Below are 14,346 nucleotides of genomic sequence, written 5' to 3'. Positions count from 1 at the left end.
CTGTCGTGAGCCGGGTCAGGCGGTGCGCGGGAAACGCGCCTGGAAGTCCTGCGCGATCTGGTCGAAGGTCGCCCAGCGGACGCCCTCGTGCCCGTTGATGTGCTCGATCAGCCGCTCCAGCATCAGCAGCACCTGCGGGCGGCCGGACACGTCGGGGTGCACGGTGAAGGTGAAGACCGCGTAGTCGAGTTCGCGGTAGACCCAGTCGAACTGGTCGCGCCAGATCTCTTCGAGGTGGCGCGGGTTGACGAAGCCGTGGCTGTTCGGGCTGGACTTGACGAACATCATCGGCGGCAGGTCGTCGAGGTACCAGCTGGCCGGGATCTCGACCAGGTCGGTCTCGGCGCCGCGGACCAGCGGCTTCATCCAGGTCGAGGCCGGCTTGTCGTAGTCGATCTTGCTCCAGGAGTCGCCGACCCGGACGTAGTACGGCGTGAAGTCGCGGTGCATCAGCGAGTGGTCGTAGCGGATCTTCCGCTCCACCAGCAGTTCGTTGGTGACCGGCGAGAATTCCCACCACGGCGCGACGTACCCGGTCGGCCGCGTGCCGGTGCGCGCCTGGATCAGCTCCAGGCAGTAGTCGAGGATCTCCGATTCCTGCGCGCGGGTCATCGCGATCGGGTTCTCGTGGCTGTAGCCGTGCAGGCCGATCTCGTGGCCCGCCGCGACCACCTGCTCGAACTGCTCGGGGAAGGTTTCGATCGAGTGGCCGGGCCAGAACCAGGTCGCCGGGAGGCCGTAGCGAGCGAGCAGCTGGTTCAGCCGCGGCACGCCGACCTCGCCGGCGAAGATGCCGCGCGAGATGTCGCCCGGCGAGTCCTCGCCGCCGTACGACCCGAGCCAGCCGCCGACGGCGTCCACGTCGATGCCGAAGGCGACGAAAATTTCCTTGGCCATGCTCAGATTCCTTTCTCACGGTTCGCGCGGCGGCGCAGCCGGTCGGCGGCGTCGTCGGCGGGAAAACGGGACAGCAGCAGCGCGAGCAGGATCCGCGTCTGCGTGAACGGGAGGGCGGTCGCCGGGACCGCGCCGGCGGCGATCGCGTCGACCGCGCCGCCGCTGCCGTAGATGGCGGCACCCGGTCCGAACGGGACCCGGCTCGACAGCGCCACGACGGTCCCGGCGTCGACGGCCGTGCGCAGCGAGCGCAGGTAGCCGCGGTTGAGGTTCCCGGAACCGGTCCCGGCCAGCACGATCCCGGGCGTCCGCTGCTCGACGAGGTGGTCGAGCAGTTCCGGGGTCGCGCCGGGCGAGAGGGTCAGCGTTTCGACGCGGAGCGAGCCGAATCCGGGACCGGGCAACGGAAGCGGCGCGGACCGGACCGGCCGGGCGGTGATCAGCGGGCCGTCGTCGAGCACCTGCCCGATCGGTCCGCCGGACTGCGCGGCGAACGGCTGCGGCAGCAGGGTGTGCGCCTTTCGCAGGCCCCGCGCGGCGAAAAGCTCGCCGGCGAACGAGACCAGCACGCCGAGCCCGCGGGCCTCGGGCGCGGCCGCGACGGCGATCGCCTGCCGCAGGTTGCGGGGCCCGTCGGAGCCGTCGCGGTCGGGCGCGATCTGCGCGCCGGTGAGCACCACCGGCCGGTCGTCGTCGTGGACCAGGTCCAGCAGGAACGCCGTCTCCTCGATCGTGTCGGTGCCGTGGGTGAGGACGATGCCGTCCACCTCGGGGCGGGCCAGCTGGGCGCGCACCGCCTCGGCGATCGAGGCCAGGTCTTCCAGAGTCAGGTTGAACGAGTTCTCCCGCAGCACGTCGACCGGTTCGACCTTGACGGCGGGGTCTTGCCCGGCCGCCGCGAGCAGCGCGCCGGCTCCGTCGGCGGCGACCGAGGCTCCGCCGGGACCCGTGCGGGAGGCGATGGTGCCCCCGGTGGCCAGGACCACGATGTGCGTCATGGGCGTTGAGTGTGAGCTACACAAACGTTTGTGTCAATCGTTTGTGTCAATCGTTTGTGGCGAGGTGCGCGCGGGCCGGGCATACTGAAGCCCGACGACAGGAGGCAGATGCCCGCGACCGTGCGGCCCTTCACCCAGCGGATGATCGCCGAGGACGTGGGCGTCAGCGTGACGACGGTGTCCCGGGTGCTCAATCCGGCGGAAGAGCATCCGGAGCGCTGGGCGTCGCCGGAGAAGGTCGCGGCGATCCTCGACTCGGCCGAGCGCAACGGATACCGCCGCAATCCGCACGCCGCGAGCCTGCGCACCGCCCGGTCGAACGTGATCGGCGTGCTGGTCCCCCGGCTGCAGGACTTCGTGCTGGCGACGATCTACGAGGGCATCGACGAGGCCGCGACCGAGGCCGGGATCTCGACCTACGTCACGAACTCGCTCGACAACCCGGAACTGCAGCGCCAGCGCACCCAGCAGATGCTGGACCGCCGGGTGGACGGGCTGATCTTCGGCGACGCGCACTCCGACGACACGTTCCTCGACGGCCTCGCCGAAACCGGCGTCCCGTTCGTGCTGACCTCGCGCAGGCTCGGCAGGCACGTCTCGATCACCTGCGACGACCCGGCGGGCGGGCGGCTGATCGCCGACCATCTGCTGGAGACCGGCCGCCGGGACGTCGCGATCGTCGCCGGGCTCCCGTTCGCGTCGACCGCGCAGGAACGGACCCAGGGGCTGGTCGACCGCTTCGCCGAGGCCGGGATCGAAATTCCCGCGCACCGCATCGTCTACAACGGCTTCGACGCGGCCGCCGGACGCGAGGCCGCCGATCAGCTGCTGGCGCGCAAGCCCTATCCGGACGCGATCTTCGCGACCAACGACTTCGCCGCGATCGGCGCGATGGGTTCCTTGCGGGACAAGGGACTCCAGATCCCCGAGGACGTCGCGCTGGTCGGCTACAACGACACTCCCCTCGCCGCGTCGATCTCCATCCCGCTCACCACGATCCGGTCGCCGATGCACGAGATGGGACGCCGGGCGCTGGCGACGCTGCTGCGCAAGCTGGCCGGGCAAGAGGTGGAATCGGAGCGGCTGCAGCCGGAGCTGATCGTGCGGGCGTCGACGGTCGGGTGAGTTCCGCAGAAGTCTGTGAGGGGAACCCTGAGGGAATCTGGGTGGATTCGAGGGGTTGTTGCAACGCGGGTGGTTCAACTGGTTTCGGCGAGGAGTGTAGCGAGGCGTTCGGCTGGGGTGTCCCAGTTGAGTGTTTTGCGGGGTCGGCGGTTGAGTTGTGCGGCGACGGCGGCGAGGTGTTCGGGGGTGTGGACTGAGAGGTCGGTGCTTTTGGGGAAGTACTGGCGCAGCAGGCCGTTGGTGTTTTCGTTGCTGCCGCGTTGCCAGGGGCTGTGGGGGTCGCAGAAGTAGACGGGGATGCCGGTGGCGACGGTGAATTCGTGGTGGCGGCCCATTTCGCTGCCCTGGTCCCAGGTCAGGGATCGTCGCAAGTGCGCGGGCAGGGTCGCGGCGGTGTCGGCGAGGGCGTCGCGGACGGCGTCGGCGCCGCGGCCGTCGGGCAGCGCGACGAGCAGGGTGTAGCGGGTGGAGCGGTCGACGAGGGTGGCGATGGCGGAAGCGTTGTCCTTGCCGATGATCAGGTCGCCTTCCCAATGGCCGGGGACGGCGCGGTCGGCGGCTTCGGCGGGCCGGTCGCTGATCATGACCATGGGTTCGGCGAAGCGGGGCCGGCGTTGTTCGCCGCTGGCGCGGGGTTTGCGCATGGTGCGGCCGGTGCGCAGGGCGCGGGCCAGCTCGCGGCGCAGTTCGCCGCGGCCTTGGACGTAGAGGGCCTGGTAGATCGTTTCGTGGGTCACGTGCAGCTCCGGCCGGTCGGGGTGGTCGCGGCGCAGCCGGGCGGCGATCTGCTCCGGGCTGAATTTGTCGGTCAGCATCGCCTGCACCCGGTCCCGCAGTTCGGGGCAGGCCGCGATCTTGCCTGTTTTCGGTCGCGGACGCCGTGCCCGGGCGAGGTCGTGGGCGGCGTGGGGCCGGTATTCGCCGCAGGGGCGGGCGTTGCGGGCGATCTCCCGGCTGATCGTGGACGGGCTGCGGCCCAGCTCGGCCGCGATCGCCCGCCGCGAGCGGCCCGCCGCCAGCCCGTCCGCGATCGCGATCCGCTCGCCCGCGCTCAGGAACCGGCCCGAGTCCGGCCCGGGCCGCGCGGCCGGACGCGCGGTCGCGCCCGCCCGGCTCGGCCGCCCGTGCCGCCAATAGTGCCCGGTCCTGCGGTCGACCCCGACCCTGCGGCACGCCTCGACCGTGCCCACGCCCTCCGCCACAAGATCAAAATAGCGGCGGCGTTCCGCCGCCAGCCTCACCCGGCCCCGCGGAGCCCGACCACGCCCGACCACGACCACTGCAACCCCTGCACAACTCAGGCGTTGCAACCACCACTAGAACCCAAGCTGATTCCCGCAGGGTTCCCCTCACGACCGGTCCGCGACGCGGTGGCAGGTCACGATTGCCGGTCCATGGAGCCCCAGTCCGCGGGGGCTTCCTGATCGACCAGCCGCAGCGCTTCGTGCATGACGGCGTCCTCGATCCAGGCCAGCGGCTCCGCGTCCACGACCAGCGGCTCGTTGTCCGGGCCCCGCGCGATCTCCCTGCCCCGCAACAGCCACGGACGCACGCCGGGGCCGCCGCGTTCGCGCAGGTGCTGGTAGTCGTGCAGGCGCCGGGCCAGCCACAGCCGGAGCGAGCGGCCGCGCCACCACAGCTGCCGCGCCAGCGAGTTCGCCGACAGTCCCGGCAGCAGCATCCCGGTGAGCCCGTCGCGGCTTTCCTCGCCGGAGCGCAGGTCCGCGTCCGGGCCGCGCGACCACCGGACGTACAGGTCGTCCTCGCCGGCCCGGCGGAACGCCGAGACCAGTTCGTCGAGGTCGCGCACGACGGGCAGCCGGTTGTCCCATTCCGTCATGGGCCCGGGATTACCCGCGTCCGGCGGAGGCAACCTCAGCGGGCGACGACCCGCACGCCCCGCAGCAACGGATCCACCGGATCGGGCAGGAACATGCCCGCGGCGACCCCGCTTCGCAGGTAGTCGAGCATCGGCCGGGTCAGCACCTCGCCGGGCAACACCGCCGGGACACCCGGCGGGTACGGGCTCATCGTTTCCGCGACAATCCGTCCAGCGGAGGCAACCTCAGCGGGCGACGACCCGCACGCCGCGCAGCAACGGATCCACCGGATCGGGCAGGAACATACCCGCAGCCACCCCGCTTCGCAGGTAGTCGAGCATCGGACGGGTCAGCACCTCGCCGGGCAGCACGGCCGGGACGCCGGGCGGGTACGGGCTCATCGTTTCGGCGACGATCCGTCCAGCGGCCTTCTCGACCGGGATCTGTTCGGCCGGGCCGAAGAACGCGTCGCGCGGCAGCATCGCTTGGTCCGGTTCCAGGTCCTCGGGCGCGGGCAGGTCCACCGGTTTCGCGCGGGGCAGCTCATCGGCGTGATCGGACAACGCTTGCAGCGCCTCGACCAGCCGGGCGGCCGTCTCCTCGTCGTCGCCGACGGTCAGCTGGGCGGCGATCCGGCGATGGTCGGAGAGTCCGACGTCGACCCGCTGGTGTTCGCGCAGCCAGTGGTTCGCGTCGTAGCCGGAGCAGCCGAGGCCGGACACGTCGATCAGCATTTTCAGCGGATCCCGGTCGTCCGCCCGGCCGGGGCCGAGGAGTTCGGCGTCGCCCAGCACGGTGATCCCGGCGATTCCGGCCAGCCGCTTCCGGGTGTCCGCGGCCAGCTCCAGCACAGTGTCGAGCAGGCCTTTTCCGTGCTCGACCATCTGCCTGCGCCAGCCGTCGAGTCCGGCGTAGACGAGCGACGACGGGCTGGTCGTGTCGAGCAGGTCGGCGCGCATGGCGAGCACGTCGGCGTCGACCAGGTCGCCGCGCAGGTGGTAGACCGAGCCCTGTTCCAGGCCCGCGCCCATCTTGTGCACGCTCGTCACGCACAGGTCGGCGCCCGCGTCCATCGCCCACGCCGGCAGGTCCGGGTGGAACGGGAAGTGCGCGCCCCAGGCTTCGTCGACGATCAGCGGCGCCCCGCGCTCGTGGCAGATCCGCGCGACGCCGCGGATGTCCGCGCAGGACCCGTAATCGGTCGGCGTGATCAGCAGCATTCCCTTCGCTGCCGGGTGTTCCGCGAAGGCCGCCTCGGTTTCTTCCGGACCGGGCGGATGGGCGAAGTGCAGGGTCCGGTCCCAGCGCGGGGACACCCACACCGGCCGGACGCCGCTCAGGATGAGCCCGGCGACCACGGATTTGTGCACGTTCCGGGAAATCAGCAGCTCTTCGCCCGGACCCGCGACCGACAGCATCGCCGATTTGACCGACAGCGAACTGCCGCAGGTCGAGAAGAACGCGCGGTCCGCGTGCACCGCGTCCGCCATGAGGTCTTCGGCCTCGTTCAGCACGCCGCGGGTCAGCGCCCGGTCGTCGAGCCCGTTCATCAGGATGATGTCCGAGGCGAACACGTCGCGGCCGACGATCTCCGTCAGCCGGGGGTCGGCGCCGCGGCCCTGTTTGTGCCCGGGCGGCAGGAAGGACACGTGCCCGGACGCGCGGAACCGCCGGATCGCCTCGAGCACTGGTGCGCGGGAATGATCGGCCACCCGCCCTGCTTACCCAGCCGGGCCGATCTCAAACAACGACCCGTTTCAGGCGCCCCGGAAGGGGTAATCCCCGCTGGTCTTCACCCGGAGACGGAGGAATCATGACTCAGATGACAGAACAACCGCAGCAGGCAGGCGGCTCGCTCGCGACGCCGCGGCGCACGTGGATCGGCGACCACGACCCGACGGACCAGAACTGGCAGGAGGTCGGCGACGAGATCCAGCTGGCCGCCCAGCGGGCCGGAAGAGCGTGGCAGCAGCCGGAAACCGATTGAGCGAAACCCCGGGACCGACGACGGCGAAGAGGGATGATCGGGCAGGCGCAGGCGCCTGAACGTCCTCCGGCTTTCGCCGCCGTCGCTTTGTGCGCACCCTCGACCGCCGTCGCCGCACCCCTGTCGACGGCCGAATCGTCGCAGGTCAGCGCGGCGCGGGTCGGCCAGATGGCCGATGCCGGGACGGGGTTGCCCGCCGACTGGCCTGAATGGACGGACTTTTCGGACGATCCTGTCCGTCCGCCTGCCTCCCTACCTTCGGAGCGCTCCCGCTTCCCGCAGAAGCGGACCGTTGCCGAAGGAGTGCGCATCGATGAAGATGCTCGTGGGGCTCGCCGCGCTCGCCGTCGCGGGAGGTCTGGTCGCCGCGATCTGCCTGGCCGCCGACTCCGGCGGCACCGACTGGCAAGCCGCGTGCGGAACGACCCCGGCTTCGACGGCGGGCAAGCATCCCGGAGCCGTCGCGGACGCCCGGAAAGCGTTGCTGAGCAACGGGAACGACCCCCGGCTCGAAATGGAGGTCGTCGACCTCGACGCGTGCGCGGTGGAGGTCGGTTGGAAGGCCGATCAGCCGCAGCCGACGGCGTCGGTGGTGAAACTGCTCATCGCGCTTGATCTCCTCGACCGGTCCGGAGTCCCCGAAGACAGCGACGCCGTCCACGCCATGCTCGCGGCCAGCGACGACCGGGTCGCCAGCCGGTTCTGGCAGCAACTCGGCGGACCGGCGATCGTCCGGCGGCAGGCCGGGAAGCTGGGGCTCACGCACACTTCGCCGCCCGACGATCCCGGCCAGTGGGGGTCGACGAAGATGTCGCCGGAGGACGTCGTCACGGTGTACCGGCACATCACCTCGGCACGGTCCGCCGACGAACGCGATTTTCTGACCGAGGCGCTGGAAAGCGCCCCGCTCACCGCCGCCGACGGATTCGACCAGCATTTCGGGATCCCGCGCGCCTTCCCCGGTGCGACGTGGGCGATCAAACAGGGCTGGGGCACGTCGGAGGGGCGGCGGGTGCTCAACACGACCGGTCTGGTCCGGACCGGGTCGCGGACGTTCGCGGTCGCGGTGATGAGCACGTGGGACGACAGCATCGATGTCGGGACCGCGACCAAGGCGCTCACTACGGCCACGGGGGCGTTGAAGGATTCGCTTGTCGCCAACGGCAAACTCACCTGAGTTCGTCCTTTGTGGACACGCGCGTGCTCTCAGTTCATGCTTTGGCGCTCTGCAGTTTCAGCGGATTCTTCGGCGCGTCCGGCCGCGCGTCGATCATCCGCTGCCCCAATTCCTGCAACTGCTTTCGGCCCATGGCCGAGCGGACCTCCGGGAACCACTCGTCCTCTTCTTCCTCGACGTGGTGGCGGACGTTTTCGGTCAGGACGGTCACCTTCGCGTCGAAGGTTTCGTCCTCCGGGTCCAGGTCGAGCAGCTCCGACAGCATCCACACCACGACGTGGTGCTCCTCGACGCTTTCCAGGACGTGGTCCTTGGTCTCCGGCACGGCTTCCTTGGCCGCCGGGTAGAAGATCTCTTCCTCGATGTAGGCGTGAATGGTGAGTTCTTCGATGATCGAGTCGACGATGCGGCGCTTTTTCCGGTAAGCCTTGTCGCCCGCTTTCTCGAACTCCTTGAAAAGCTTCTCCACCGTCTTGTGGTCGTTCTTGAGCAGCACGATCGCGTCGGTCGACATCGGGGTCCTCCCAGCGCGGTCCGGGCGCGGGCAGCGCAGAGTCGCCCGCCCGCCGTTTCTTGGCCCGCGGATTACCCTTTTCCGGGCCGGGAAAACGTCGTTTGCGCGCGAGGCCGCCGGGGTACTCCGATGCCCCCCGACCCCAGGAGAACCTCGGTGAACGACCAGACCGGCGACGAGCTGACCTTCGGCATCGAGGAGGAGTTCTTCGTCGTCGACCGCGACGGCCGGCTGGCCCAGGCGGACGACGTCGTCGACCGCGCCGCGGAAACGGGCGGCGACAACGGCGAACTGCAGCACGAACTGACCCGGGCGCAGGCCGAGATCGCCACCGACGTCTGCCGGACCCGTGGCGAGGCACTGCAGCGGCTGCGCGAGTTGCGCGAAGACCTGGCGGCGGCCGCGCGGCGGCAGAACCGCCGGTTGCTGCCCGCGGCCTCGCCGCCGGTGTCGGAGGAGGGTTTGCCGGACGTCACGCCGAGTCCGCGTTACGAGCGGATCGGCGAGCATTTCGGGGCGACCGCGCGGACGTCGCTGACCTGCGGCTGCCACGTGCACGTCGCGATACCGGACAAGGAGACCGGCATCCAGGTGCTCGGGCGGATCCGGCCGTGGCTGCCCGCGCTGCTGACCGTGACCGCGAATTCCGCGATCGCCGACGGCTACGACACCGGTTACCGCAGCTGGCGCTACCAGCAATGGAGCCGCTGGCCCTCGGCCGGACCGCCCCCGCGGTTCGCGTCGCTCGACGAGTACGAAAGCGTCGTCGACGCGTGGCTGCGCTCGGGCGCGATCCTCGACCGCGGGATGGTCTACTGGGACGCCCGGCTCTCGGAGAAGCAGCCGACAATCGAGTTCCGCATCGCCGACGTCGCCGCGACGCCCGAGGAGGCGGTCTTGCTCGGCGTGCTCGCGCGAGGCCTGGTCGCCACCGCACTGGCGGACGACAATCCCCCGCCGGACCTGCCGAACGAGGTGCTGCGCGCCCACCTCTGGCGCGCGTCGCGGGACGGCATCAGCGGCTGTTGCCCGCACCCGCGCAGCGGCGATTTGGCCCCGGCGAAGGCGGTGCTCGCGGATTTGATTGAGGTGACGTCGTCCGCGCTGGAATCGGCCGGGGATCTGGAGTTCGCGCAGGAGGCGACGGCACAGCTTTGCGCCGAGGGCTGCGGCGCGGACCGGCAACGGCGGCGGTTCGCAGAGCGGGGGCGGGGCGAGGATGTCGTGGACTTGCTCGCGGGCAATCCCTGACCGCCAGGCCCGTCAGCAACACCGCTCTGGCCGAGCTGACCTCATCCGAGATCCGCGCAGGAACCCACAGCGCAACTGTGCGCCGAAGGCTGCGGCGCGGACCGGCAACGGAACCGGTTCGCAGAGCGAGGCCGCGGCGGGGATGTCGTGGACTTGCGCGCATGTACTCCCTGACTGCGGGCCGGTCAGGAGAGCGGTGCCAGACGATAAACGCGCCGAACGGGGACGCGGCGAGCGACGTCACGGACCTGCTCGCAGGCGCACCCTTCACCGCCGATGCGCCCACGCCGCAGCCAAGCAATAAACACCGAACGCCGCGAGACCGAGCGCCACCACCGTCAGCAGCACCGCGCCGAACGGCTGGGCGGCGAGGGTTTTGAGGCTGGCATCCAACCCGCCCGCCTGTTTCGCGTCGGAGCGGAAACCGGCGTAGCCCAGCAGGAACGCGGTCACCGCGAAAACGACCGCCTTCGCCAGGTATCCGGTGCTGCCCAGCCATCCGACCCAGCGGCGGGTCTTGCCGGGCAGCCCGGCGAGGTCGAGATCCTCGAGGAAACTCTGCTTCACGCCCTTGACCCCGGCCGCGACGGCGACGCCGAGCACGATCGCGGCGGCGGCCACCACGAGTGCGGGGCCGGCGGGCAGCTGGAGCAGCTTCGCGGTGAATTCCTGCTGGGTCTGGTCGCTCGAACCACCGCCGCCCTGGCCCGCGGCGAGGCGGAAGGCGGTGGCGCCGATTGCGAGCACGACGATTCCTCGCGCCGCGGCGCCAAACCGTTTGCGCGTCCGTTTTCCGCCGCTGGTCCAGGTGTATCCGGTCGCGGCCATCAGGAACTGCCACAACCCGAACGCGACGAGCCCGGCCGCGAGCACCCACAGCAGGACCTGGCCGAACGCCGTCGATCCGACCTCTTGCAACGCGCCCTTCTGATCGGGCTGTCCGCCGCTGCCGAAGGCGACCCGCAGGGCGAGGTAGGCGAGGATGAGGTGGACGAGCGCGTAACAAACCATTCCGGCCCGGCCGAGCAGCTGGGCGGTGTCGGTCTTTTCGCCTCGGGCGACCTTGGCGGCGATCCGGTTCATGGGGTGGGGATACCCGCTGTTGCCCCCGCTACCACTGGGCCAGGTGGCGCAATCCGCCACCTCGGTGAGCCGGGCTCACGGAGGGTAAGTCCACAGAGGACGCGCTCGCTCGAGCCAGGGTGGCACCGGGACCGGCTGCGCGGTTCTGCGGCGCGTGCGCGCGTTCAGAACGGCGTCGTCGAGGCTGCGCACGACGGGCAGCACGCGGTTGAGACCCAGCAACGCCAGTGGACGCAGCACAGCCCGCTGTTGCGCGACCACCGCGAACCGCACGCCGGCGCCGCGGGCGTTCTCGGCCTGCTCGGCGAGGGATTTCAGGACCCGGGCCGAGCAGAACGGCACCTCGGTCAGGTCCACGAGCAGGGCGGGCGGCAGCAGCCCGAGTTCGCCGGACACGATCCGGCGGAGCCGGGGAACGTCGGCGGCGTCGAGGTCTCCGGCGAGGGTGACCACAGTCGACTTCGCGGGGCCGGGCCTGCGGTCGGAACGCCCCCTCGTTCGGCTGGTCGGGTGCGGCGAGACCGGCGATGCCGCCAACATACCTTCGGGGCGCCCGTTTTGCGCAACCCTGCCTCACCCGGCCGGCGGTACGCGAGGGCGTCAGGCGTCCTCGATCCGCCGGTCGATTTCGCGGATCACAGCAAGGCTGCCGTACTCCGCGTTCGACATGACCGCGCGCCGATCGGCGGGTAGCTGAAGATGTTCTGCCGCCACCCGGTGACCCGCCCCCGGCATCGACGACCGGATCGCAGCCCTCGGCAATGTCCACCACCGCTTCCCGGCGGTCGAAGAAATCCGACGCGGTCATGCCCCCTCCCCCGGCGGGAAATTCGGTGGCTTGGCGGCGAAATTCGGCAAATGGTGGCGCGTCCGGGGCAAGTCGACGATCTCGGTGATCGGCGTGTCCAGCTCCAGCCGTCCCTCGTCCACCAGCTGCAAGGCGGCCACCGCCGTGAAGGGCTTGGTGATGGACGCCGTATCGAACCGGACGGCAAGCCGGTTCGGCACCGCCCACCGGCGGCTCGGGCGCTCAGCCAGGCGTCGAGGCCGGTGAAAGACATTCTCCGAAGGTAGCTCATCCCACCGTGACCACCCGGGCCCAATCGGGCGGGGCCTCCGGCCGGTAATCGGGATCGTTTTCGTTCACCTGATGTTCCCGGCGGAACAGGCCCACCACTGTCCGGCACGGCGGTTTCGCGGCGGGCCAAGGGGTTTGGCCGTCGGTCAGCGCCACGAGGACGTCCGGGCGCGGGCTGCCCTTCAGCGCTTCGGCGAAGCCGGCGCACAGATCCGTCCCGCCGCCGCCCAGCAACGGGATTCCCTCGTCTCGGCACAACTGCGTGACATACGCGGCGGCGTCGCACGACAGCACCGAAACCAGATCGCGTCGACCGCCGACCGCGCGGACGATCTCGGCGATTTCGAGGATTGCGCTGCCCAATTCGGCGTCGCTCACCGAGCCGGAAGTGTCGACGATGACGCAAACCTGCGGCGGCCGGCGGCGCAGGCTCGGCAGGACGATGCCGGGCAGGCTGGCCGATCTGCGCGCGGGACGGCCGTAGGTGTAATCCTCGCCCGCACCGGAAATCGCCGATCGGAGGGCCGCGCCCAGCAGTTTCCGCCACGGTTGCGGCGGGTGAAACGCTTCCTCGGCCCAGCGTTTCCAGCCCGCCGGGACCGCGCCGGGGTTGCCGTTGATGCCTTGCGCGACGCGGAACCGGACGGCGTCTCGTTCCTGCTCGCTGAGTGCGTTCGCGCCGTCCGGGCCCAGCTCCCATTCCCGGTCCAGACCGTCGGCGCCGCTACCGCAGTCGAGCCAGGCGTAACCCACGGTGTAGGGGCCGAGGCGGAATTGCGTCAGGTATTCCTCCATCAGCTCCCCCTCGCGCAGCCTGAGCAACTGCGGGTCGACGGTGCCCTCGGGCCGGACCAGGCCGTCGCCGAAGACGTCGTCGTTGATTTCGCAGTCGGCGGCGATGTTCATCCGCAATCGCTCCCCCGGCCCGGTGAGCTCGTGTTCCGCGGCGAACCGGTCGCTGCGGCCGTGGTGGTCGCGCAGCAGGTGGGAGACCTCGTGCACCCAGACCCCGGCCAGCTCCTCCAGCGGCATGCGGTCCACGAAGCCCGGCGACACGTAGCAGCGCCAGTGGCGGTCGACGGCCATCGTCGGCACTCTCCGTGACTCCACCACGTGCAAGGCGAACAGCGCAGTCGCCAGATACGGTCGCTGCCGGACGGCGTATAGCCGCGCGGCGTAGAGCTTCTCCTCGTCCATCACTTCTCCCCCGCGCGGTCCGCGCGCCGGGACAAGGCGACCGCTCCGGAAATCCGCTCGATCGCCGCTGGGACCTGCCAGTCGTCGCGGCGCAGCGAGGCGAGTGTCGACGCGGGCACGACCACCAGGTCCGGCGCGCCGGTTTCCAGTGCCAGCACCAGCAGCGACCACGCCGCGTCCCAGCGGGACTGATCCGGTCGCTTCCGTACCGCTTCCACCACACCGTCGAGCACGGTCTGGCGGAGGTCGCCGCGTTCGGGCAAGACGGCTGTGTGCGGGTTCGCGAGCAAGGCTTCCGGATCCGGCAAGTCCATTTGGTCCAGGCTGGCCAGCAGCTCCAGGCCCGGTCCGTCGCCGACCGTGCCCCTGACCAGCATGGACAGCACTTCCCGGGAGGCGCCCGCAGCGGTGGCGAAGGCGATCAGGCGCAGGGTCATTTCCCAGCTGCGTGGCGAGGGCCACGGACCGCCGCGGCGGGTTTCGCTCTTCGGCAGTTGGTGCACGAGGCCGGGCCGGGTGGTTAGCAATCCGCAGACCGCGCGGCGGGCGAACGTCACGGCGTCCGGCAACTGTCGTGGGTCCAGCTCGGGCAGCGCTGCCTTCGGCCACGTCCCGCCGAGTCCGCGTACCACGACGTCGTGGTCGTAGGTCCACTGCAGGTGCACGAAGCGGTTGGCCAGCGGCGGGCTCAGCTCCCAGCCGTCGGCCGCGGAGGAACGCGGGTTCGCGGCGGCCACGATCCGGACACCCGGCGGAAGCCGCAGGGCCCCGACCCGTCGTTCCAGCACGACCCGCAGCAGCGCGGCCTGGACGGCGGGCGGGGCGGTGGAAAGCTCGTCCAGGAACAGCAATCCCCGCCCCGCTTGGACCAGGCGCACGGCCCAGTCCGGCGGAGCCATCGGCACGCCCTGCACGGCGGGGTCGTCGCCGACCACCGGCAGGCCGGAGAAGTCGGACGGTTCGTGCACGCTGGCGATCACCGTCGTCAGCGGGAGTTCGAGCGCCTCGGCGAGGTGGTTCAGCGCGGCGGTCTTGCCGATGCCGGGCTCGCCCCACAGCAGCACCGGCAGATCGGCGGACACGGCCAGCGTCAAGGCTTCCAGCTGACTGTCGGGGCGCGGTTCGGTTTTCGTGTCGTCCAGGAGGGCGAGCAGATCGGCGGCGACGTCCAGCGGGCGTCGGGTTTCAGCGGAGATTTCCATGGCAGCAGACAGTTTTG

General features: G+C 70.6%; 16 protein-coding genes. 4 read left to right on the top strand and 12 right to left on the bottom strand.

The annotated features are described in order from the left end of the window. Positions 1 to 15 precede the first annotated feature (15 nt). Both DMP23_RS12360 and DMP23_RS12355 read right to left on the bottom strand, forming a co-directional pair. On the bottom strand, positions 16 to 897 hold the full coding sequence (locus tag DMP23_RS12360) for a polysaccharide deacetylase family protein (RefSeq protein WP_043839932.1): 882 nt from the start codon (positions 895 to 897) through the stop codon (positions 16 to 18). Positions 898 to 899: 2 nt separating this feature from the next. Then, the gene (locus DMP23_RS12355) at positions 900 to 1,895 is read right to left on the bottom strand and encodes an asparaginase (RefSeq protein WP_238605615.1); all 996 of its coding nucleotides are present in this window, start codon (positions 1,893 to 1,895) and stop codon (positions 900 to 902) included. 108 nt (positions 1,896 to 2,003) lie between these two features. Here DMP23_RS12355 and DMP23_RS12350 point away from each other — a divergent pair, with 108 nt between their 5' ends. Next, the gene (locus DMP23_RS12350) at positions 2,004 to 3,020 is read left to right on the top strand and encodes a LacI family DNA-binding transcriptional regulator (RefSeq protein WP_037810787.1); all 1,017 of its coding nucleotides are present in this window, start codon (positions 2,004 to 2,006) and stop codon (positions 3,018 to 3,020) included. Between the two features lie 74 nt (positions 3,021 to 3,094). Here DMP23_RS12350 and DMP23_RS12345 read toward each other — a convergent pair whose 3' ends face one another. The 4 genes from DMP23_RS12345 to DMP23_RS12330 all read right to left on the bottom strand — a co-directional run bounded on the left by DMP23_RS12345 (position 3,095) and on the right by DMP23_RS12330 (position 6,552). After that, a complete protein-coding gene (locus tag DMP23_RS12345) occupies positions 3,095 to 4,255 on the bottom strand; it encodes an IS30 family transposase (protein ID WP_443111338.1) in 1,161 nt (386 codons plus the stop codon). Positions 4,256 to 4,398: 143 nt separating this feature from the next. Beyond that, entirely contained in the window at positions 4,399 to 4,860 is a 462-nt protein-coding gene (locus tag DMP23_RS12340) for a DUF6098 family protein (RefSeq protein WP_337821111.1), read from the bottom strand. 35 nt (positions 4,861 to 4,895) lie between these two features. Then, positions 4,896 to 5,066, bottom strand: coding sequence for a hypothetical protein (locus tag DMP23_RS12335; RefSeq protein WP_337824388.1), 171 nt, complete (start codon positions 5,064 to 5,066; stop codon positions 4,896 to 4,898). A gap of 19 nt (positions 5,067 to 5,085) precedes the next feature. Then, positions 5,086 to 6,552 (bottom strand): aminotransferase class I/II-fold pyridoxal phosphate-dependent enzyme, encoded by a 1,467-nt coding sequence (locus DMP23_RS12330; protein WP_337821110.1) that lies wholly within the window; start codon positions 6,550 to 6,552, stop codon positions 5,086 to 5,088. 101 nt (positions 6,553 to 6,653) lie between these two features. On the opposite strand from DMP23_RS12330, the gene DMP23_RS12325 reads away from it, so the two are divergent. After that, the gene (locus DMP23_RS12325) at positions 6,654 to 6,827 is read left to right on the top strand and encodes a hypothetical protein (protein ID WP_158691544.1); all 174 of its coding nucleotides are present in this window, start codon (positions 6,654 to 6,656) and stop codon (positions 6,825 to 6,827) included. Positions 6,828 to 7,140: 313 nt separating this feature from the next. Then, complete coding sequence (locus DMP23_RS12320) at positions 7,141 to 8,004, top strand: serine hydrolase (protein WP_337821109.1); 864 nt, start codon at positions 7,141 to 7,143, stop codon at positions 8,002 to 8,004. Positions 8,005 to 8,038: 34 nt separating this feature from the next. Here the strand turns inward: DMP23_RS12320 and DMP23_RS12315 are convergent, their stop codons facing one another. Continuing rightward, a complete protein-coding gene (locus DMP23_RS12315; protein WP_336161353.1) occupies positions 8,039 to 8,518 on the bottom strand; it encodes a hemerythrin domain-containing protein in 480 nt (159 codons plus the stop codon). A 156-nt stretch (positions 8,519 to 8,674) separates the two neighbouring features. On the opposite strand from DMP23_RS12315, the gene DMP23_RS12310 reads away from it, so the two are divergent. Then, complete coding sequence (locus DMP23_RS12310; RefSeq protein WP_037810777.1) at positions 8,675 to 9,769, top strand: glutamate--cysteine ligase; 1,095 nt, start codon at positions 8,675 to 8,677, stop codon at positions 9,767 to 9,769. Positions 9,770 to 10,036: 267 nt separating this feature from the next. Here the strand turns inward: DMP23_RS12310 and DMP23_RS12305 are convergent, their stop codons facing one another. From DMP23_RS12305 to DMP23_RS12285, 5 genes are all read right to left on the bottom strand, one after another. After that, positions 10,037 to 10,852: a DUF1206 domain-containing protein gene (locus DMP23_RS12305; protein WP_134729005.1), complete on the bottom strand. Its 816-nt coding sequence runs from the start codon at positions 10,850 to 10,852 to the stop codon at positions 10,037 to 10,039. 75 nt (positions 10,853 to 10,927) lie between these two features. Then, complete coding sequence (locus DMP23_RS12300; RefSeq protein ID WP_337821108.1) at positions 10,928 to 11,305, bottom strand: STAS domain-containing protein; 378 nt, start codon at positions 11,303 to 11,305, stop codon at positions 10,928 to 10,930. A gap of 351 nt (positions 11,306 to 11,656) precedes the next feature. After that, positions 11,657 to 11,860, bottom strand: coding sequence for a serine hydrolase domain-containing protein (locus DMP23_RS12295; protein WP_337821107.1), 204 nt, complete (start codon positions 11,858 to 11,860; stop codon positions 11,657 to 11,659). A gap of 67 nt (positions 11,861 to 11,927) precedes the next feature. After that, positions 11,928 to 13,127 (bottom strand): vWA domain-containing protein, encoded by a 1,200-nt coding sequence (locus tag DMP23_RS12290; RefSeq protein WP_337821106.1) that lies wholly within the window; start codon positions 13,125 to 13,127, stop codon positions 11,928 to 11,930. Continuing rightward, positions 13,127 to 14,329, bottom strand: a complete 1,203-nt coding sequence (locus tag DMP23_RS12285) for an AAA family ATPase (protein ID WP_337821105.1) — start codon at positions 14,327 to 14,329, stop codon at positions 13,127 to 13,129. Before DMP23_RS12285 ends, DMP23_RS12290 begins: the two co-directional genes overlap by 1 nt. Positions 14,330 to 14,346: the final 17 nt, after the last annotated feature.

Source organism: Amycolatopsis sp. A1MSW2902 (genome assembly GCF_017312175.1).
Lineage (GTDB): Bacteria > Actinomycetota > Actinomycetes > Mycobacteriales > Pseudonocardiaceae > Amycolatopsis > Amycolatopsis nivea.
Note: the sequence above shows the minus strand (reverse complement) of the source record. Positions and strands in the feature narration are given on the sequence as shown.